Here is a 19688-nt window from a genome sequence, read left to right as displayed (position 1 = left end):
CGCGTCCGGGTGTGGACCTAGCGTCCGCCCATGCCCTCGACCACGTTCCGCCCGGCCGTCACCACGCCGGACCCGCCCGCCGAGCGCGCCGAGGGGCCCCGCGCCCGCCGCCGGCGTCGCCTGACCCGGCGGTGGCTGGCCGCGGGTCTCGTCGCGGCGGCGGGCGGGATCGCCGTCAGCACCCTCGCTCCTCCCGCCCCCACGACGGTCACCGCCCTCGTGGCCGCCCGGGACCTGCCGGTGGGTGCGCTGCTCGGACCCTCCGACGTCCGCAGCGTGCAGCGACCGGCGGACACCCTGCCCGGCGGGCTCCTCACCCCGTCGGCGGTGACCGGGGCCGTGCTCGCGAGCGCCGTCCGCACCGGTGAGGTGCTCACCGACACCCGGACCGCGCAGGCCTCGCTGCTGGTCGCCCAGCCGGCCGGGACCCTGGCCGTGACCGTGGACGTCGGCGACCCGGCGCTGCTGGCCGGGTTGGGGCCCGGGGTGCACGTGGACGTCCTGGCTCGCACCGAGGACCCGGTCACGGGTGCGGCGACGGGGGCCGAGCGCATCGCGAGCGACGTGGTGGTACTGCGGGTACCGACCGCCTCGACGGGTGACGGGCTGCTGGGCGGGTCCTCGACGGGGACGCCGGGAACGGGGAGCAGCGTGCTGGTCGCGGTCGAGGCGGCGACGGCGACGCGGTTGACGGCGGCGGCGGGTCGGACCGTCGTCGCGGTGCGTGGCGCGTGAGGGCCCGCTCAGGACTCCAGGGCCAGCGGCGAGCGGGCAGTGACGACGGCGCCGATGGGTCGCGGTACCCGGCGGCGCAGCATCCGGAGGACGTCGTCGGCCGACATGGGGTCGCCGACGTGCTCGCCCTGGGCGACGTGGCAGCCGAGATCGGCGAGGACCTGCTGGGTGGGGGCGTCGGCGACGCCTTCGGCGACGACGCGCAGGCCGAGCTCACGGGCCATGAGGATCGTCGAGCGCACGATGACGCCGCGGGCGCGGTCGACGGTCATCCCGGTGACGAAGCTGCGGTCGATCTTCAGCTCGTCGACGTCGAGGTCGGTCAGGTAGGTGAGCGAGCACTGGCCGGTGCCGTAGTCGTCGACGGCGACACCGCAGCCCAGCGCTCGCAGTCGGCGCACCACGGCCCCGGCCCGTTCGGGGTCGGAGACGATCCCGGTCTCGGTGACCTCGAGGACGAGCGCGGAGGCGTCGACGCCGTGGCGGTGCAGCGCCCCCGCGACGAGGGCGAGGAGGTCGTGGTCGGTGAGGAGGCGGGCGGAGAGGTTGACCGACACGGTGGGGCCGAACCCTGCGGCGCGCCAGCGCGCCACGTCGGCCAGCGCCTGGTCGAGGACGACGGCGGTCACGTCGGCGACGAGGCCGGACTGCTCGGCGAGCGGGATGAACCGGTCGGGGGCGACGGCGCCGAGCTCGGGGTGCTGCCAGCGGACGAGGGCCTCGGCCCCGACGACGACCCCGGTGCGCGGGTCGATCTGCGGTTGGTAGCGGACGTAGAGCTCACCGCGGTCGACGGCGCGGCCGAGGTCCCCGAGGAGTCGCAGCCGCTCGACGCTGTTGACGTCGTGCCGGCCCGCGTAGGTGCGGTACCGGCCGCGGACCTCCTTGGCCTGGTAGAGCGCGACGTCGGCGCTCTTGAGCAGGGAAGGCGCGTTCGTCCCGTGCTCGGGGGCCAGGGCGACGCCGACGCTCGCAGGGAGCAGGACCTGCAGGTCGCCCACCCGCAGCGGCCGGGACATCTCCTCGACGACGGCCGCGGCGAGCGCCTCCGCGTCGGCCGCGGCGACGACCAGCAGACCGAACTCGTCGCCACCGAGGCGGGCGACGACGGCGTCGGAGGGGGCCAGGGCGACGAGGCGTTCCGCGACCTCGCGCAGCAGCGCGTCACCGACGGGGTGGCCGAGGGTGTCGTTGACGTCCTTGAAGTGGTCGAGGTCGACGACGAGCAGGCCCGGGCCGCCGCGGGCACCGCCTCCGACCCCACGCAGCGCGCGGGCCGTGGCGGTGAGCAGGGCCTCGCGGTTGGGCAGGCCGGTGAGGTCGTCGACCGCGGCGCGTCGTTCGTGACGCCGGGCGAGCACCGCGCTGACGAGCAGGACGCCGAGGGGGACGCAGACGAGCAGCAGCAGCCAGGGCCCGCCCTCGGCGCTGACGGCGAGCACGGGAGCCGAGGCGATCACGGCCAGCGACAGCAGCGCGCCCGAGGCCGAACCGGTGCGCAGCGGTCGGCGGGGAGGGCGGGTGAGGACCCGGCGGGAGAGCAGCCCGACGAGGCCCTGCGCGGCGAGTCCGGCGGCCCCACCGGCGAGGACGGCAGGCCACTGCTCGGGCGATCGGAGCGTGGTCCCCGAGGCGGTGTCGGCTCCCACCAGCGCGCCGATGACGATGTGGCAGACCAGGACGCCGACCACGGAGGTGGCGATCCCGGCGACGAGGGCCCGAGGCCCCCGGCCTCGGCGCACGTCACGCACCAGCGCGGGGACGGCACGGACGGCCAGGGCGAGGGACAACGGCCCGAGGGCGACGAGGGCGACGAGGAAGCCCCAGGAGACGGGCAGCACGTCGGCGCCGCAGGTGCGGCGGGTGACCGACCGGGACTCCGCGACCAGGACGACGAGGGCGAGCACGAAGGAGAAGGCGGACGCGTGCCAGGGGGCCGGGGAGCGCGCCCCGAGGAGGACGGCCGCGAGGACCACGGCGAGGGCCAGCACGACGACGACGGCGTTCCGAACGCCGGCAGGAACCCCGACGGCGGGACGGCCGGCGGGGACGGGGACCGGGCGTGGGGCCACGAGGGTGGCCGACGAGCGCTGCATCCTCCACCTTCCGCCGTCCTCGAGGGACCGTCCACGTGTCGTGGTCGTCCCCCGTCCGGGGGGCACCGGTCGAGGTTCCGCGCCCATGATGGGTGCAGGCGGGCGCTGTGCAGAAGTCCCGGAGGCCGTCGAATCCCAACTTTCGACCCAGAGTCATTCTGGTTGAGCGCGCAGTCATCCACAGCTGCCGGACAGCGAGTGGATGATCACCCGCTGTGCGTTCGCGCAACGACGAGCGTGCGGTCAGTCCCAGTGCGGAGGGCGCTGCGAGAGGTACCAGTCGTCGTCGAAGCCGCCGCCGGACCGCTCGCCCCAGCCCTCGTCGCGGTCGTCGCCGGACCGTTCGTCCTCCAGCGGCGCCTCCCGCGGCTCCGCGGGCACCTCGGGTGCGGTGGGCTCGACGGACTCGGTGGGCTCGGTGGGCTCGCCGTCGCGCGGGATCACGACGCGTCCCGCGCGACGTCCTCGACACCCGCGGCGAGGTCGAACTCCACGCCCGGGTCCGTGACGTCGACGACCCAGGGCAGGTCGTGTCCCGTGTCGGCGAGCGCCTCGCGCCAGAGCCGGGCGATCCGGTCGGCCTCGGCGTCGACGTCGGCGAAGACGTCGGACTCCAGGACCCGGACGTAGCGCCACCCGCGACGCTCGAACTCCGTCGGCCCGTCGACCTCGCGGTCCAGCAGACCGGCCGCCGCCCACGCCGGGTCGTCGACCTCGACCACGAGACCCGGACCCACCCCGGCCCGGGCGCGCTGGTCGCGCACGGCCATCGCCAGCCGGCGGGAGGCCCCGACCCCGCACTCCACGGGCAACCCGAGGGCCCGGCACGCCGCGGCGAGCGAGCGCACGAGGGCCGAGGCGCCGGGACGCTCGAGCGGTTCGGGGTACTCCTCCCAGGACAGCGCGAGGCGGGCGAGCATCCGACGGGCCTGGGTGGCGACGTCGTCGGCACCCTGTTCGGCCGACCAGCCGGAGTCGTCGAGGACGAGGGTGGTGCGCAGCCGGGGACGGGTCAGCGCCATCCAGACCTGCGCGCGGCCGGCGACGGGGTCGCCCGCCACCCCCAGACCCGCGCCGTTGAGGACGGCGTCGGCGACGACGAGCACGTGGTCGCGCCGCTCCCCCGCCCAGCGGGCCGGGGTCGCGACGAGCAGCGCCTCCCGTCCGACGGCCAGCGGGAGTCCCTCGGCGAGAGCGCGGCGACGGACGGCGTCGGCGAGGAGTTCCGCACCGGCCGCGTCCGGGACGACGATCCCGAGGGACTCCTCGGGGTGGGCGCGCAGCGCGGCGAGAGCCCGGTCGGCGACGAGGTCCACGAGCGCGTCGGGACCGCGGCGCGCACCGGGCGGACGGTGCGAGGTGCGGGCCACGGCCCGGGCGTCGAGCCCGGGTCCGGGCAACGAGACCTCCTGCACCGCAGCCAGTCCCGCGGGGACGTCGTGGAGGAGACCGTCGTCGAGGAGGGCGTGCTGGCGGTCCAGCTGCAGAGTGGGGAGCAACCCCTCGGTGTCGGCGAAGAAGCTGACCCTGCTGGCCTGCGGCTCGTCCTGACGTTCCGACGCCGTGAGGACGTCGGCCGGACCGGGCAGCGCGGGGTCGCCGACGACGAGCAGCCGGCGACCGCGGGAGAGCGCGGGCAGGACGGCGGCCGTGGTGGTGGCCTGGGCGCCGAGGACGACCAGCAGGTCGGCCTCCTCGACGCGGTCGGCCAGCGCGGCGACCCCGGCCGCGGACATCGCCGTGACCGGCAGGACCTCGTGGTCGGAGGTGCTGCGGGCGTCGAGCGCGGAGCGCACCGCGGCGGCACGCAGGCCCCGTCCGGCGACGGCGGCGAGCTGCAGCTCGTAGCGGGCCCGGCGCAGCGATCCCGCCTCCCCCGTCCCGACGAGCGGGTCGGTCATGGAGATCGTGTCGAGGATCCCGGCCCACCAGGCCGCCTCCACCTCGGAGGGCAGGTGCAGGCTGCCGGGTCCCGCCCAGCGCGCCTCGAGGTCCTCGAGCAGACCACCCCAGCCCGCGGCGGTGAGCTCCTCGAGGAGCACGGTGCGCCGGGGCAGCGTGTCCAGGGCCGCGGCGTCGGCGACGAGGCGGCGCAGCAGCGCCGTCAGTTCGGGGAGCTGGACCTCGAGGAGGGAGTCCGCGCCGAGCTCGGCCCAGGAACGGGGCGGCAGAACCTCGCCGAGGGCCTCCAGCTCGTGACGGAGGTCGTCGACGGCCGCCACCAGGGCGTCCAGGTCGGCCGGCACCGCGGGCGGGTTGTCCCGCACGCAGGCGCGTTGCCAGCGCATCCGCTGGCTGCGGGCCTGCTGCAGCCAGTCGTGCAGCGTCGCCCAGTCCCCGGCGGTCACGTCGGGGCGGAGCATCGCCCGGGCCGCCCGGCGCAACCGCCACCGGGTCAGCAACCCCAGGCGGACCTCGTGCTCGCGTCGCCACTGCGGCGTCGCCGTCGCCGCGGCGACGTCCCCCAGGGACTGCGCGAAGATCTCGGGCCCGAACCGGCCGATGGTCGTGCGGACGCCGTCGAGCAGGTCGGTGCGTTCCGCCGCCTCGGACACCGAGGACGCCCCCCGCAGACCGGCGGCGTCGCAGACCGTGGCGAGCAGGGCGCGCACCGAGGGCAGCCGGACCCCGACGAGCCCGTCGACGCGGGCCAGCGCCTGCGCGGCCGTCTCGTCGCTGCGCAGCCGGGCTCCGGCCCAGGGCGTGCTGCCCGGCCCGACGGTGAACGCGCCGAGGTCGACGGCCTCCTCGAGGACGCCCGACCAGCGCGTCACGTCCTCGCGGGAGCACGCGGCGAGGTCCTCACCCCGCAGCCGACGGGAGGTCGTCGGCGGGACGTCGCGCTCGCCGAGGGCGACGAGCGACTCCATGGCCTCGTGGACGCTGACCCCCCACGGCGCGCGGGGACGGTGCATGGCCTGGGCGTGGTCCTCCAGCGCGCGGGCGGGCCCGGCGACGTCGGGCAGCGCACCGGAGGGACGCTCGGCGGCGTCGCGGGCCGCGACCTCGCGGCGGGCGGCAGCGACCTGGTCGCGGGCGTCGGTCTCGCCGGCCCGGGGGTCGAGGTCGGCCACGAGGTGCAGCACCAGCCGTCCGAAGCCGTTGTCGCGCAGGCGTTCGTCGATCGCGCGACGGTCGGCGGCGGAGTCGGCCACGAGCAGCACGCGCGCTCCCGCGGCGACGGTCGCGGCGATGACGGCCGCCGCGACCTGGGTGGCCCCCGTCCCCGTCGGGGCGTGCAGGCGCAGGTCGCCGCCGGCGAGCACCGCGTCGACGGCGCGCCGCTGGGCGGGGTCGAGGGCGATGCCGATCTCGTCGGCGGGGACGACGACGGCCCGGGGGTCGTCCTCCGGGGGCTCGACGGGCTGCCCGGCGGCGAGCGCCGAGACGATCCGGTGGTCGCGCACCACGGCGCCACGGCGACGCAGGTCGGCGAGCAGGTCGGCGCCGGGGTCCGCGAAGGTGGCGAGCACCAACCGGCGCTCCACCCGCAGCCCGGTGGTGCCCGCGAGCTGACGGCGCAGTTCGTCCATGGCGGGGTTGGGGTCGAAGCCCCAGTGCGCGCCGACGGCGGAGGCGATGCGGCGGGTGTCGAGCGCGATGCCGAGCTCGTCGCGGGCGACGCGGACGAGGACGGGGTTGACGATCACCTCGGGGACCAGCTGGACGACGAAGTCGTCGAGGGCCTCCGTCGAGGGGGTCACCGTGCAGCGGCGCAGCAGGACGGGCGTGCGACGGGGGGTGCGCAGGACCGGGACGGACCCTTCGGCCAGTTCATCGGCGCTGCTCTCCCCCGCCAGCGACCACCCCACCGTGCCGACGGCGACGGCGAGCGATCGGGTGCCGCGCTGGGCGAGGAGCGCCCCGGCGACGCGGTGGGTGGTCCGGGCCCGGCGGCGGGCCTCGGCGAAGGCACCGGCCTCGCGCACGAGGCTGGACAGCGGGGCGGGACCACCGGCGAGCAGCTGGGCGAGTCCGGAGGGGTGGGCGGTGGTGAGGTCGAGCACGGCGTCGGTGCCGACGGGGCAGTCCAGCAGACCGGACGTGCCGCCGAGGACCTCGGCCTCCGCCCACCAGCGCCGACGTGTCGAGTCGGGGCCGATCGCGGGGGAAGGTGTCACACACCAACGATAGGCGTCCGCGCGCCGTGATCCGCTCAGGCGTGGGGCTCGTGCGTGCCGTCGCGCATGGCCGGGACGCCCGCGGACGTGAGCACGGACCCGCGGGAGAGCGCCACCAGGGTGACGTCGTCGCGCGCCCGGCCACCGCTGTAGCGACGGGCGACGTCGAGGGCCTCGTCGACGAGGGCCTGCGGGGTCAGCTCCGGCAGCTCGCCCAGCGCCGCGAGGACTCCTTCGATGCCGAGCTCCTCCGTGCTGCCGGTGGGCCGGGCCTCGGTGAGGCCGTCGGTGAAGACGACGAGCAACGAGCCCGGGGCCATGGACGCCGTCTCGGTGTGCCAGCTGCCGGGGACGTCCAGGTGCAGCCAGGACAGCAGCGGGCCGGTGGGTTCGAGTTCGGTGACCACCCGCACCCCGCCGGCGACGGAGTCGTCGCGGCGCAGCACCAGGGGCGCGGGGTGCCCGGCGTTGGCGTAGCGGACGGTGCCGGAGTCGGGGTCGACGACCACGACGACACAGCTGGCGAACCGCTCGGCCTCGTCGGAGAAGACGCGTGCGGCCATGGCCAGCGCGAGGTCGGGTTCGGGTGAGAGGTGCAGGGCCGCCTCGAGCAGCCGCTTCAGCTGGATGGCGACGATCCCGGCGCGCGCCCCGTGGCCGGAGACGTCGGCGACGACGACGGCGAAGCGGCCGTCGGGCAGGGGGAGCACGTCGTACCAGTCGCCGGCGAGCAGCCCCTCGGCCGGGCGCAGCGCGGCGGCGGAGGACCAGCCGACGACGACGGGCAGTTCGTGGGCGCTCAGCTGGTCGCGGACCTCGGCGACCAGCGGCTGCCCCTGCTTGAGGGCCTCCCGGGCGGAGACCGCGTCGGCGAGTTCGTCGAGGATCCGCTTGCGCATCATCTCCGCGGACGCGGCGACGGCGGCGAGTTCGGGCGGGCCGGGCAGCGCGATGGGCGTCTGCAGGTCCCCCTCGCCCACCTTCACCAGCTGCTCGGACAGCGAGCCGAGGGGGTGGATCACCCAACGCCGCACCAGGTACAGAGCCAGCGGCACGAGGAGCAGGGCGATGGCGGCGACGAGGAACTGGACGTACCGGAACTGGTTGCGCTCACCCCGGAACTCCCGGACCGCGGTGGATCGCCGGTCGTCGAGCGTCGTGCGCAGCGCCTCGAGATCGCCGTAAAGCGAAGAGAACGCCGCAGCAGCGGGCGCGTTGACGATCGAGCCACTGAGCCCCGCCTGGTCCGCGCGCTGCTTGAAACCGGCCTGGGTGTCGATGACCTGACGCCACTGGGCCGCCTGGTCGAGCACGACCGCGAGCTGGCGGGGGACCTTCGTCCCGAGGGTCGTCAGGACAGCGTCCGGCGGGTCTTTGCGCGACAGGTCGGAGACGAGGGCCGCCCGGTCGCGGTCGTACTTCTCGAGCGCGGCCTCGCGGTCCGCAGTGCGGCCCGGGAAGCTCGCGGTGTCAGAGGTGATGTAGAGCTGGTGCGCCGTCTGGGCGGCGACGAGGTCGTCCTGGAAGGCGCTGACCCGGGTGCGGAAGCCGCCCTCGAACTCGCTCTCCACGGGGCGTGGCTGCGACTGCACGGCGGAGGCGATGAGGCTCCACGCGAGGACGAGCGTGAGCACGAGCACGACGACGAGGAACGACAGCCCCATGACGGACACCCGTCGCTGCAGCGACGTCCGCGTCATGAGGCGGTGCCACGTCCTCGTCACGGCTACCCCCTCGCCCGGCCCGTGACGGTGACGATCACCGCCGTGGGTGGGTCACACCTTGTCATCCCCACCCCCGTTCCCGTCATCCCCGTCCACCGAAGGGGTCAGAGCCGTCCTCGGGAGGCACCGGGGCGCGGGGCGGGTGAGGGTGGAGCCGTGATCGCTCCCGACCGCCCCTGGCCCACCGAACTCGTCCTCGTCCGTCACGGGCAGTCCACGGGGAACCTCGCCGACGCGCACGCCTACGCGACGCGCTCCGAGGTGGTGGACATCGCCGAGCGGGACGCCGACGTCCCGCTCTCCCCCCTCGGTCGCGCCCAGGCCCAGGCCGTCGGCCACTGGCTGGCGACGGCGTCGGAGGCTCCCTCGCCGCCGGAGGTCGTGGTCTGCTCGCCCTACGAGCGGGCTCACCGCACGGCGCTCGCGATCGTCGACGCGGCGCGGGAGGCGGGCCACGACGTGGCGACCCCGCGGACCGACGAGCGGCTGCGGGAACGCGACCTCGGCTGGTGGGACGGGCTGACCGGCGCCGGGGTCCGGGCCCGCTTCCCCGAGGAGGCCGCCCGCAGGCAGCGGATCGGGAAGTTCTACTACCGGCCGCCGGGTGGTGAGAGCTGGTGCGACGTCGCGCTGCGGGTCCGCAGCGTGCTGTCCTCGCTGCGCGAGGAGCACCCGGGCCGGCGGGTACTCCTGGTGTCCCACCAGGCGGTGATCATGAACTTCCGGCTGGTGCTGGAGGGTCTCGACGAGCGCAGCCTGCTGGCGATCGACGCCGAGCACCCGCTGGCCAACTGCTCGGTGACCTCCTACGCGGCCGGTCTCGGCGGTCTGGAGCTGCGGGCGGCGGGTGACACGCGGGCCGTCGCGGACGTGAAGGTGACCGATGACGACGTCGACGACGAACCGAGGTCCTGATGAGCAACGCGTCCGACCGGGCGGTGACGGTGACCTCCGCGGTCCTGCGCGAGTGGCCGCTGCCACCACCCGGTACCGGGAAGGAGTCCCGCGGCCGGACGGTCGTGGTCGGCGGCAGCACGCGGACCCCGGGTGCGGTCCTGCTGGCCGCGGAGTCGGCCCTGCGGTGCGGAGCGGGGAAGCTGCAGGTCGCGACGACGACGACGACGGCCGCCCCGATGGGGATCGCCCTGCCGGAGGCGCTGGTGCTGCCCCTGCCCGAGACGGGCGAGGGCGGGATCGACCCGGCGTGCGGGGCCGAGGGTGGTGAGCTGTCCGAGCTCGTCGAGGGGGCCCACGCGGCGTTGCTGGGGGTCGGGGCGATCGGCGAGGAGGACGTGCGGTCGCTGTTGTCGCAGCTCGTCCCCCGGCTGCGCACCGTCGTCGTCCTCGACGCCCTGGGGTTGGCGCCGGTGACCGCGGACGTCACGTTCCTGCACCACCTGGAGGGTGGCGCGGTGCTGACCCCGAACCTGTCGGAGCTGGCGATCGTGCTGGACGCCGAGCCCGAGGAGGTGGAGCGGGACGTGGCCGGGGCGACGGTCGAGCTCGCCCGTCGCAGCCGGTGCGCCGTGGCGGCCGGGGGCGGGGAGTCGTGGATCGCGGCTCCCGACGGTCGGTGCTGGCGCGACCCCTCCGGCGGTGCCGGTCTCGGGGTGTCCGGGTCCGGTGACGTCCTCGCGGGGATCGTCACCGGGTTGTGCGCACGGGGCGCGGACCCCGTCCAGGCGGCCGTGTGGGCCGCTCACCTGCACGGACGTGCGGGTGACCGGTTGGCCAGCTCGGTGGGCCGTCTCGGGTTCCTCGCCCGCGAGCTGCCGGCGCAGGTGCCGCCGGTCCTCGCGGAGATCGAGGTCTAGGCGAGCAGCGCGGCGGCGCTGGGGACCAGGTCGCTCAGCGGGATGTCGAGGCGCCAGCTGGTGGAGGACCGGATGTCGCAGGCGCGGGGGTCGCCTTCGGCGGCGTCCCACGTCTGCGGCTGCGCGGTGACCTTCCACGCGTCCGCGCCCTGCTGGCGGGCGCGGGCGGCAAGGGCGGTGTCGCCGGACGCGGTGGCCGCGGAGGCGATCACGTCGACGGCCCGACCGAGCGAACGGGCGTCGTAGAAGGCGATGGTGCAGCCGGTCTCGACGACCGTGGTCGAGACCAGGATGCAGCCCGACTCCTGGAGGGCGGCGTCGAGGGCGGCGACGGCGGCCTGCTGGCGGGGGGCGCGGCGCTGAGCGGGGACGTCACCGCGAAGGGTGGCGCGCGAGTCGTTGCGGAGCTGGGTGGCGGGCATTTCCGGTTACTCCTCGGTTGACGACATCGACCTGGTGCCGGAGTCCCCGTCGACTCGTTACCGACAACCAGTGAGGCCATCGGTCGCTGTTCTGTACGACTTGAGTCTAGGCACCTGTTCGGGGCAGCGGTGACCACGGGGGCACCGGGAGCCCTCTGCGTTCGCTTGCAGCGCAGGAGGTTTCCAACGACGCTCTGTCGTAGTTCGACGAGGTCGGACGCAGTGGGGCGCGATCCCGGAACCACGCCGCGGCGCGCGGTCCCTCCCCCGGTAGGCTGGCTCCGCGCCCCCATAGCTCAGGGGATAGAGCATCGGTTTCCTAAACCGTGTGTCGCAGGTTCGAATCCTGCTGGGGGCACCAGGTCCGTGATCGCCGTGCGGTCACCCGTCGCGCCCCGGGTTCCGGCGGCTCAGAGGGACCCGCCACGGGCATCGCGCCGCTCCCCCGGGAGCCGGGGGCTCCGCTTGCCCGTCGTGATGAGTTCGATGAGCTTCGGGGTGTAGGTGACGCCGTGCGCCCCGGCGGCCCGCCGCAGCAGCGCCACGCTCTCCCCGGCACCGCGCCCGAAGACGGGCAGGCTCGCGATCTGCGCCGGGGCGTTCGGCCCGGGGGTGTCGTAGGCCCCGCCGCGCAGGCGCAGGACCGGACCGCTGCCGGCGTAGGGCCAGGTCGTCGTCGACCAGGACACCTCGAGCACCTCGGCCCACGGGTAGGAGGTCTCCCCGCTCCGGCGGACAACGACGACGGCCTCCGCCTCCAACCGGACCCGGTCGGCGCGGTGGACCAGCACCGACCAGACGACGCAGAGGGCGGCCAGGACGACGTAGCCGCCGACGTAGCCGAAGACCCCCGCGGCCCCCCAGGGGTTCCACCAGGCCAGCACCCCGACCACGACGAGGGCCCCGACCGCGGTCACCACCGCACGTCGGATCCCGACGGCCCCCAGGACGACCGGTTCCTCCTCCACCCCGACATCCTCCGCGAGGTCACCGCAGCCCGCCGCCGAGGGGCGCGGGAGGATGCGGCGTGCCCCACCGCCTCACCCCCGCCGACATGCCCGACGGCCTGACCGTGCGCATCGACCGGTTCCGGCACGACGACGTCTGGTTGCGCACCTGGACCATGTGGATCGCCGAGACCGAGGATCTCGGCCCCGACGAGCGCCACGACGTCGTGCTGATCCACGGGCTCGGGGTGTCCTCGGCCTACTTCCAGCGGCTCGCGCTGGTCCTGGCCCGCCTCGGCACCGTCCGACTGCTCGAACTCCCCGGCTTCGCCGGCGTTCCGCACCCGGACCACCCGCTCTCCACCGAGGACCTGGGCGCCCTCGTGGCGTCCTGGGTCCGACGCGAGGGGATGTCCCGCGTCCTGCTGATCGGGCAGTCGATGGGTGCGCAGGTCGTCACGGAGGCCGCCGTGCAGGATCCGGGGATCGCCGCGCACGTCGCGCTCATCGGTCCGCCGGTGAACTCCGACGAACGCTCGGTCGCGCGCCAGGGGTGGCGACTGCTGCAGTCGGCCGTCTTCGAACCCGCGGCGGTGCGGTCGATGTCGATCCGGGGCTACGTGCGCTGCGGGTGGCGCTGGTTCGCGCACACGCTGCCCGCGATGATGCGCTACCCCATCGAGGACCGGATCGGCCTGATCGAGGTCCCCGTCCTCGTCCTGCGCGGCGGTCACGACGCCGTCGCCCCGGAGGTCTGGACGCAGATGCTCGCCGGGAGGGCACGCCGGGGCAGCTGGGCCGAGGTTCCCGGCGCGGCGCACTCCGTCGTCTTCGACCACGCCCGCGACGTCCACGCCCACCTCGCAGACCTCGTGCAGCAGTGAGCCTCCGGGTCCGCGTCGCCGACTACGCGTGGATCGTCGCCGCCCAGGCCCGGGCGTTCCTCGCACCTCCCGACCCCGGGCGGTGGGGGTCCGGTGCGGGCGCGACGGTCCTGCTGCTGCCGGGGATCTGGGAGGGCTGGGCCGTCCTGCGCGAACTCGGCGACGCCCTGCACCGGGCCGGTCACCCCGTCCGCGTCGTCCCGGGCCTCGGGACGAACTCCGCCGACGTGGACGTGGCCGCGCGCCTCGTCGCCGACCGGCTCGACGCGCTCGACCTGCACGACGTGGTCGTCGTCGCCCACTCCAAGGGCGGTCTCATCGCCAAGGCCGCCCTCCCCCTCGCCGGGGACCGCATCGCCGGGATCGTCACGTTCGCCACGCCGTTCGCGGGGTCCCGCTACGCCACCTGGTTCCCGGCCCGTCCGGTCCGCAGGCTGTCCCCCCGCGACCCCGCCCTGCGCGAACTCGCCGCGGACGTGAGCTCGCACTCCCGCATCGTCGCCCTGCGTCCCAGGTTCGACCCGCACGTCCCCCGCGACGCGGCGACCCCGGCCCTGACCGGCGCCGTCGAGGTGGAGCTCCCCCTCGACGGGCACTTCCGCCCGCTCGGCGACGCGGACCTGCACGCGGCGGTGGTGCGGGCCGTCGACGGTTTCAGCGGCCCCGGTCGACGCCCGCACGAGCCGTGACCCCGCTCCGCCCGGTACTTTCCGAACGTGAGCTTCGACCCGTACGCCCCCCACGTCCCGAACGCCGCCCTGCACACCCAGCTGCTGGACGCGCTGCGCAGCGACGCGGCGGTCCCCGTGCTGCGCGTGCCGGACGAGGGACCGGACGCTGCGTCCTGGCTCGACCTGCTCCCCGAGAGCGCGACGTCCCGGCACAGCCGCGTGGTGGGGGCCGTCCTGGGCGGCGGGCCGGTGGCCGTCGACGCGGGCGAGGAGGCGGCCACGTTCGTCGCCGGGCTGCTGGCGGTGCTGCTCACCCACGGCGCCGATGTCGGCGTGCTCGCCGGCTCCTCCGCCGCGCGGGTCGCCACGGAGGTGTCGGCGCTCGGTGTCCCCCTGCTGGACGGGGTGACCCCGGCCCCCCTGCCCGTCGCGGTCGCGGACGACCCGCAGCGCTGGGCCGCGCTGGTCTCGGAGCTGGAACAGCGCGCGGCCCGACCCGCCGAGCCGGTGGCGGACGGCGCCCCGAGCCTCTTCGAGGCGGTGGCCGAGCTCGTCGCCCTCCGGGCCCAGCACGTGCACCCACCGCTGCAGCCGGGAGCGGCGACGTGGTCCGCGAGCGCCCGGGAGGGCATCGCGGAGGCCCTGCAGGGCGGGACGGGCGCAGCGGCGGACCCGCTCGCCGGGCGCTCGGAGGACGAGGTCGCCGCCGTCACCGCGCTCCCCACCCAGCTGCGGGACCTGACCTCGCTGACCGAGCGTCTGGTGCTCGACCTGGCCTGGCACCATCCCCGGACCCTCGCCGACGTCGACCGTGCTCTGGAACTGCTCGGCCGCGTCGAGGCGGCCCGGAGCACATACCTGCCGGCGGCGTTCCGCACCGACCTGGCCCGGGCCCGTGAGGTCCTGACCCGCCCGCAGCGCTCCTTCCTGAGCAGCGAGGAACGCGACCGCCGCCGCGAGGTGAAGCGCCTCGCCGGCCTGCGCCACGACGGTGCGTTCGGGGTGGCCGACGTCGACGCGCTGCAGGTGCTGCAGGACGCGTGGGCCGAGCAGTCCTCGGGCACACCGACCACCTGGCCGGTCCGCGCCGACCTCGCCGGCCAGGTCGAGCTCGTCCGCCGGTCGCTGCGCACGGCGGCGGGCACGCTCTCCGGGGTCCCGGCCGACCTGGACGAGTTCGAGGTCGCGGAGTTCGTCCCCCTGGCCGAGCAGGCCGAGTCCCTGACGGACACCCCGGTGCGCGAGCCGCTGCCGATCGGTGCCCCCGAGCTCGACGAACTCCGTTCGGGGCTGCCCACGGGTGCCTCCGCGGCCGACGTCGGGCAGTTCGTCCGTGCGGTGTGGCTGCGGGCGCTCACCGAGGAACGGACCACCGGACCCTCCGTCGACCCGGGGCGGGAGCTGCGCGAGCTGGCGACGGGACGACGGATCCGTGCCGCCGAGGGTCTGAGGGCGGTCGTCACCGACGGCACCGTCCGCCCGGCCCGCACCGCGACACCCGACGGCGGGTACGACGTCCTGGTCGTGGTGGACGCGCAGGAGTTCGAGACCGCCCGCGTGCTGGACCTGGCCGGTCGGGCCCGTCAACTGGTCGTGGTCCGCTCGACCGGCGCAGCGGACCCGGGTTCCGTCTGGACTCGGACGGTCCGGTCGGTGGAACCCCACGAGCTCGGGTGGCCGGCGGTCGTCGCCACCCCCGCGATCGAGACCTTCCGCGAGTCCCTGGCCGCGGCGTTGCGTGGCACGGTGGCGGTCACCACGGGTGAGGTGGTGGCCGGTCGTGCCGTCGACCTGGTCGTGGCCGCACGCACCGGCGAACTCCCCGTCCTCGCGGTCGACCTGGACGGTCCCGCGTACGCTGCGCTGGGGACGGTGCGCGACCGCGAGATCGCCCGTCCCGCCCGGCTGGCGGATGCACGCGTGGGCCACCTCACCGTCCCCGCCCTCGATTGGTTTCGGGATCCGCGCGGGACGACCCGCCGGATCACCGACGCCCTCGCCCGGTTCACCGACCTGGACCGCGCCCGAGAAGAACCCGTCGCCGAAGAACCCGTCGCCGAAGAACCCGTCGCCGAAGAACCCGTCGCCGAAGAACCCGTCGCCGAAGAACCCGTCGCCGAAGAACCCGTCGCCGAAGAACCCGTCGCCGAAGAACCCGTCGCCGAAGAACCCGTCGCCGAAGAACCCGTCGCCGAAGAACCCGTCGCCGAAGAACCCGTCGCCGAAGAACCCGTCGCCGAAGAACCCGTCGCCGAAGAACCCGTCGAACTTGAGCTGCCCCGGGGTCTCGGTTCCGCCGCGGACGCCGAGACGAGGGTCGCGGAGTTCCTCGCCGGTCTGAACGGCGGGCACCCCAACGTGGACCAGACCCCGCCCGCGGTCGTCGACGCCGCGGTCGCCCTGACGTTCGCCCGCCTGGGGCTGGAGGTGCAGGAGCAGGCGCTGCTCGACGGCGCGATGGACGTCATCGGTTTCCGTCGCCGCGGGATCAAGGTCATCCGGGCGTTCAAGGAGTCGGTGCAGCGGAGCAAGAAGCGCATGCGTGGTGCGGGGCTCAAGATCAACTGACCGCCACCCGTCCCACCCGGGACGTGGGGGTCCTCGTCGTCGGTGCGGTCGCGGCCGGGCGATCACCACCGCGTACCTGCTGGACCGGGACGGCGGTCGGCGGCCTGTCTCGGTGGGAGGTACCGCACCCGCCCGGGCAGGCAGGAAGGGTGATCCTCCGGGGGTCGGACGGTCGATCCCGGCCCCCTGAACGCCGATGCACGATCCGGGTCGACGGCCGTCGATCGCACGGCAGGTCCACCCGACGGGAACCGACGCATGCCCCAGCAGAGCCCGACCGTGGCCGGAGCCCCGGTCCCGTTGCGGCCGTTCGTCGCCGTCCTCGCCGGTCGCGGCGCCGGGGTCGTGCGCTGCTCGGGCTGGCTCCCGCTCTCGTCCTGAGCGGCGCGCACGCACTGCTGGACGGGCCGCTCGCCCTCACCGCGGCCCTCCTCGCCGTGGTGGCCGCTGCGTGCGGCACGGCCGCGCTGGCCTGGCTGTCGGTGACCGCCGAGCGGGGCGCAGCCGCCGCCCGGGCCGACCTCGACACCGCGACGGCGAGGTCGGAGGCCGACCGGGTCGCCGACCAGACCAAGCTGCTGGCCCTGAACGCCACGATCGAGGCCGCCCGGGCCGGGGCGGCCGGCGACGGCTTCCGCGTGGTGGCCGGGGAGGTCAAGGACCTCGCGGCGACGACGGCCGGCTCGACCCACGAGATCTCCACGACGGTGACGACGGTCCAGGCCGACGCCCACGCCGTGCTCCGCAGCCTGCGCGCCGTGCAGGCACGCGTCGCCGGGATCGACGACGTCGCCGCCGGTCTGCGCTCCGTCGCCGACCAGCAGCGCGACGCACTCGTGCGGCTGCAGGGGTCGGTGGCCGCCGCCGTGGACGGCGCCCGCCAGATGGGTGATCTCGCGGCCACCACGGAGCGGCGCCGGGTCTCGCGGTTCCCCTGCCAGCAGGACGTCGTGCTGCGCGTCGAGGGCCGGGAGAACCCCGCGACGGCGCTGGACCTGGGGCTCGGAAACGCGCGGGTCACCACCGCGTCGACCCAGCGGCGCGTTGGGGTCGGCACCCGCGTCGTCGTGCACTGGCCCCACCGCACCGGCACCCTCGACCTCGCGGGCGCCGTCGCGCAGGTCAGGACCGTTGCGGGTGGTCACGACCTCGGCATCGTGTTCGACGTCTCCGCCACGGCGCCCGCGGGTCTCGGCGCGGTCGCGGTCGGTCTGCGGTCCCGCGTGGAAGCGGTTCCGGGCCACTGACCTGCACCGTCAGTCCAGGAGCCCGGCCTTCCGGGCGAGCCCGATCGCGGCCTGCGTGGAGGTGACGGACGCCTTCTCCCGGGCCGAGGCGAGCGTGGCACCGACCTGGGCGAGGGTGCTGCACCGGTGCTCCGCGACGACGCTCGCGGGGAGTCCCCGAGCCACGGCGCGCAGAACGTCCACCTCGTCGGCCGTCCACGACGCGACGCGCGACGCGGCCGCTTCGCGACTCATCTGATCGTCCCCCACTGCTCCGCCTCCTCCACGAGCCCCTGCGGCTCGACGTCTCCTCCGGTCTTCGAAGTGGTCGAGTGCCTGGATCCCGGAAGCTCACGGTCGACTCAATGTGACGCCCGTCACACAAGACCCCGGTTGGGTGGCAACGGTTGCCTCATGCAAAGGTATCCGCCGATCCTTCAACGTTGCACTGGAGCTGACTCGTGTCTGCACGACGCACGGGGGGCGACGGCAAAGCCGACCTCCTCTTCGACATCCGCACCGTGATCGGCGGCCTGTTCGCCGTCTACGGCGTGGTCTGCCTCATCTACGGACTGGTGTCGTTCACCGACGCCGACCGCGCCAAGACGGGCGGCATCAACCTCAACCTGTGGACCGGGATCGGCATGCTGGTCCTGTCCGCGCTCTTCATCGGCTGGACCGTGGCGAAACCGCTCCACGCCGAGACGCCGGCCACCGACGCCACCGACCTCCCTGACGGGGAGGACGCGAAGTGAGCGCCACCCTCGCGACGAGCGTGGCCACCGCGTCGAACCTGCGCATCGACGCCCACCTCATCGACTACCTGCTCGTCGGGTTCTACTTCCTCATCGTCCTCGGCATCGGCCTCATCGCCCGCCGCAGCGTCTCCTCGAGCCTGGACTTCCTGCTCTCGGGTCGCAGCCTGCCCGCCTGGGTCACCGGACTCGCCTTCGTCTCCGCCAACCTCGGCGCCACCGAACTCCTCGGTCAGGCCGCCAACGGCGCCCAGTTCGGTGAGCAGGCGTTCCACTACTACTGGATCGGCGCGATCCCGGCGATGGTGTTCCTCGCGCTGGTGATGATGCCGTTCTACTACGGCTCGAAGGTCCGCTCCGTCCCGGAGTTCCTCGGCCGCCGCTTCGACGCGAAGACCCAGCGCCTGCAGGGCCTGCTGTTCGCCATCGCCTCCGTCCTGCTGGCCGGCGTGAACCTCTACGCGATGGCCATCGTCGTGAACGCCCTGCTGGGCTGGCCGACGTGGCTGGCGATCGTCGTCGCCGGCGTCATCGTCCTGGCCTACACGTTCCTCGGTGGCCTCTCCGCCGCGATCTACAACGAGGTCCTGCAGTTCTTCGTCATCGTCGTGACGATGGTCCCCATCACCCTCGTCGGCCTGCACCGCGTCGGCGGCTGGGACGGGCTCGTCTCGCGCCTGACCGACCAGGGCAGCCAGAACATGCTGCAGGCGTTCCCCGCCCAGGACCTCACCGGGATCGGCAGCGCCGTGGGCTCCACGTTCGGCGTCGTCCTCGGCCTGGGTTTCGTCACCAGCTTCGGCTACTGGACGACCAACTTCACCGAGGTGCAGCGGGCGTTCTCCGCCCGCAACGCCGCCGCGGCGCAGCGCACCCCGCTCATCGCAGCCATCCCCAAGGTGCTCATCGCGCTGGTCATCATCATCCCCGGCATGATCGCCGCGGTCCTGATCCCTGGCATCGAGAGCCTCAAGAAGGGCCTGCCGAGCGACGTCACCTACAACGACGCCGTCCCGCTGCTGCTGCGCGAACTGCTGCCCAACGGCTTCCTCGGGGTGGCGCTCGCCGGTCTGCTCGCGGCGTTCATGGCCGGCATGGCCGCGAACGTCAGCTCCTTCAACACGGTCTTCACCTACGACCTGTGGCAGGACTGGCTGCGACCGGGCAAGGACGACGCGCACTACCTCAAGGTCGGCCGCGTCGTGACCGTCGTCGGGACCGCGCTGGCCATCGGCACCGCGTTCATCGCCGCCGGGTTCAGCAACATCATGGACTACATCCAGACGTTGTTCTCGTTCTTCAACGTCCCGCTGTTCGCGGTGTTCGCGTTCGGCCTGTTCTGGAAGAAGCTCACCGGGACGGCCGGTTTCTGGGGCCTGCTCTCGGGGACGCTCAGCGCGGTGTCCGTGTTCGTGCTGAACCAGGTCGGGGTGATCTCGTTGTCCGGGCAGGGTTCCAGCTTCCTCGGCGGCGGCGTCGCCACGGTCGTGGCGGTGCTCGTCGGCTGGCTCGTCTCCCGCGGTGGGACGCCGAAACCGGAGGCGGACCTGAAGGGCCTCGTCTGGACCCTCACCCCCGCCTCGGTGCGTGCCGTCCCGCGCGAGGCCGGCTGGTACCGCAACCCGACGGTCCTCGCCACGATCGTGCTGGTGCTGGCCGTCGGCGGGTACGTGCTCTTCGCGATCATCTGACCCGCGCGCAGACGGCCCCGGAACCCGCGCAGGG

Annotated in this window: 17 protein-coding genes and 1 tRNA gene; 11 read left to right on the top strand and 7 right to left on the bottom strand. The window is 74.7% G+C overall.

The genetic code is table 11. The annotated features are described in order from the left end of the window. Positions 1–30: 30 nt before the first annotated feature. Positions 31–735, top strand: a complete 705-nt coding sequence (locus tag OG218_RS20830; protein ID WP_328295133.1) for an SAF domain-containing protein — start codon at positions 31–33, stop codon at positions 733–735. An 8-nt stretch (positions 736–743) separates the two neighbouring features. Here the strand turns inward: OG218_RS20830 and OG218_RS20825 are convergent, their stop codons facing one another. The 4 genes from OG218_RS20825 to OG218_RS20810 form a co-directional block, all read right to left on the bottom strand. Beyond that, on the bottom strand, positions 744–2831 hold the full coding sequence (locus tag OG218_RS20825) for a putative bifunctional diguanylate cyclase/phosphodiesterase (protein WP_328295132.1): 2088 nt from the start codon (positions 2829–2831) through the stop codon (positions 744–746). A 243-nt stretch (positions 2832–3074) separates the two neighbouring features. Further along, entirely contained in the window at positions 3075–3275 is a 201-nt protein-coding gene (locus OG218_RS20820) for a hypothetical protein (RefSeq protein WP_328295131.1), read from the bottom strand. Continuing rightward, a complete protein-coding gene (locus OG218_RS20815; RefSeq protein WP_328295130.1) occupies positions 3272–6952 on the bottom strand; it encodes a hypothetical protein in 3681 nt (1226 codons plus the stop codon). The genes OG218_RS20820 and OG218_RS20815 overlap by 4 nt, the downstream gene beginning before the upstream one ends. A gap of 35 nt (positions 6953–6987) precedes the next feature. Then, the gene (locus OG218_RS20810; protein ID WP_328295129.1) at positions 6988–8676 is read right to left on the bottom strand and encodes a PP2C family protein-serine/threonine phosphatase; all 1689 of its coding nucleotides are present in this window, start codon (positions 8674–8676) and stop codon (positions 6988–6990) included. A gap of 156 nt (positions 8677–8832) precedes the next feature. On the opposite strand from OG218_RS20810, the gene OG218_RS20805 reads away from it, so the two are divergent. Beyond that, positions 8833–9591, top strand: coding sequence for a histidine phosphatase family protein (locus OG218_RS20805; protein WP_328295128.1), 759 nt, complete (start codon positions 8833–8835; stop codon positions 9589–9591). After that, the gene (locus OG218_RS20800; protein WP_328295127.1) at positions 9591–10490 is read left to right on the top strand and encodes an NAD(P)H-hydrate dehydratase; all 900 of its coding nucleotides are present in this window, start codon (positions 9591–9593) and stop codon (positions 10488–10490) included. The genes OG218_RS20805 and OG218_RS20800 overlap by 1 nt, the downstream gene beginning before the upstream one ends. On the opposite strand, the gene OG218_RS20795 is transcribed toward OG218_RS20800, so the two are convergent. Beyond that, positions 10487–10912 carry a hypothetical protein gene (locus OG218_RS20795; protein ID WP_328295126.1) on the bottom strand — a complete coding sequence of 142 codons (426 nt, stop codon included), beginning with the start codon at positions 10910–10912 and terminating at the stop codon, positions 10487–10489. The two genes, OG218_RS20800 and OG218_RS20795, sit on opposite strands and share 4 nt — an antisense overlap. A 285-nt stretch (positions 10913–11197) precedes the next feature. On the opposite strand from OG218_RS20795, the gene OG218_RS20790 reads away from it, so the two are divergent. Then, positions 11198–11273: transfer RNA gene (locus OG218_RS20790), tRNA-Arg, on the top strand. Between the two features lie 49 nt (positions 11274–11322). On the opposite strand, the gene OG218_RS20785 is transcribed toward OG218_RS20790, so the two are convergent. Next, on the bottom strand, positions 11323–11880 hold the full coding sequence (locus tag OG218_RS20785) for a hypothetical protein (RefSeq protein ID WP_328295125.1): 558 nt from the start codon (positions 11878–11880) through the stop codon (positions 11323–11325). 59 nt (positions 11881–11939) lie between these two features. Here OG218_RS20785 and OG218_RS20780 point away from each other — a divergent pair, with 59 nt between their 5' ends. From OG218_RS20780 to OG218_RS20760, 5 genes are all read left to right on the top strand, one after another. Then, positions 11940–12743: an alpha/beta fold hydrolase gene (locus OG218_RS20780; RefSeq protein WP_328295124.1), complete on the top strand. Its 804-nt coding sequence runs from the start codon at positions 11940–11942 to the stop codon at positions 12741–12743. Then, positions 12740–13432: an esterase/lipase family protein gene (locus OG218_RS20775; protein ID WP_328295123.1), complete on the top strand. Its 693-nt coding sequence runs from the start codon at positions 12740–12742 to the stop codon at positions 13430–13432. The genes OG218_RS20780 and OG218_RS20775 overlap by 4 nt, the downstream gene beginning before the upstream one ends. A gap of 27 nt (positions 13433–13459) precedes the next feature. Further along, positions 13460–15982 (top strand): hypothetical protein, encoded by a 2523-nt coding sequence (locus tag OG218_RS20770; protein WP_328295122.1) that lies wholly within the window; start codon positions 13460–13462, stop codon positions 15980–15982. 258 nt (positions 15983–16240) lie between these two features. Further along, entirely contained in the window at positions 16241–16363 is a 123-nt protein-coding gene (locus tag OG218_RS20765; RefSeq protein ID WP_328295121.1) for a hypothetical protein, read from the top strand. Between the two features lie 59 nt (positions 16364–16422). Beyond that, positions 16423–17229, top strand: coding sequence for a methyl-accepting chemotaxis protein (locus OG218_RS20760; RefSeq protein WP_328295120.1), 807 nt, complete (start codon positions 16423–16425; stop codon positions 17227–17229). A 9-nt stretch (positions 17230–17238) separates the two neighbouring features. On the opposite strand, the gene OG218_RS20755 is transcribed toward OG218_RS20760, so the two are convergent. Further along, complete coding sequence (locus OG218_RS20755) at positions 17239–17463, bottom strand: hypothetical protein (RefSeq protein ID WP_328295119.1); 225 nt, start codon at positions 17461–17463, stop codon at positions 17239–17241. 206 nt (positions 17464–17669) lie between these two features. Here OG218_RS20755 and OG218_RS20750 point away from each other — a divergent pair, with 206 nt between their 5' ends. Together OG218_RS20750 and OG218_RS20745 are read left to right on the top strand one after the other, a co-directional pair. Further along, entirely contained in the window at positions 17670–17963 is a 294-nt protein-coding gene (locus OG218_RS20750) for a hypothetical protein (protein ID WP_328295118.1), read from the top strand. Continuing rightward, on the top strand, positions 17960–19654 hold the full coding sequence (locus tag OG218_RS20745) for a sodium:solute symporter family protein (RefSeq protein ID WP_328295117.1): 1695 nt from the start codon (positions 17960–17962) through the stop codon (positions 19652–19654). Before OG218_RS20750 ends, OG218_RS20745 begins: the two co-directional genes overlap by 4 nt. Positions 19655–19688 lie beyond the last annotated feature (34 nt).

The organism is Kineococcus sp. NBC_00420, from assembly GCF_036021035.1.
In the GTDB taxonomy this organism is placed as follows: Bacteria; Actinomycetota; Actinomycetes; order Actinomycetales; family Kineococcaceae; genus Kineococcus.
Note: the sequence above shows the minus strand (reverse complement) of the source record. Positions and strands in the feature narration are given on the sequence as shown.

What these genes read in the sequence shown, in the direction of transcription:
- OG218_RS20830 (WP_328295133.1), top strand. Translation starts at nt 31, where the DNA reads ATGCCCTCGACCACGTTCCGCCCGGCCGTCACCACGCCGGACCCGCCC.
- OG218_RS20825 (WP_328295132.1), bottom strand. Translation starts at nt 2,831, where the DNA reads ATGCAGCGCTCGTCGGCCACCCTCGTGGCCCCACGCCCGGTCCCCGTC.
- OG218_RS20800 (WP_328295127.1), top strand. Translation starts at nt 9,591, where the DNA reads ATGAGCAACGCGTCCGACCGGGCGGTGACGGTGACCTCCGCGGTCCTG.
- OG218_RS20795 (WP_328295126.1), bottom strand. Translation starts at nt 10,912, where the DNA reads ATGCCCGCCACCCAGCTCCGCAACGACTCGCGCGCCACCCTTCGCGGT.
- OG218_RS20765 (WP_328295121.1), top strand. Translation starts at nt 16,241, where the DNA reads ATGCCCCAGCAGAGCCCGACCGTGGCCGGAGCCCCGGTCCCGTTGCGG.
- OG218_RS20755 (WP_328295119.1), bottom strand. Translation starts at nt 17,463, where the DNA reads ATGAGTCGCGAAGCGGCCGCGTCGCGCGTCGCGTCGTGGACGGCCGAC.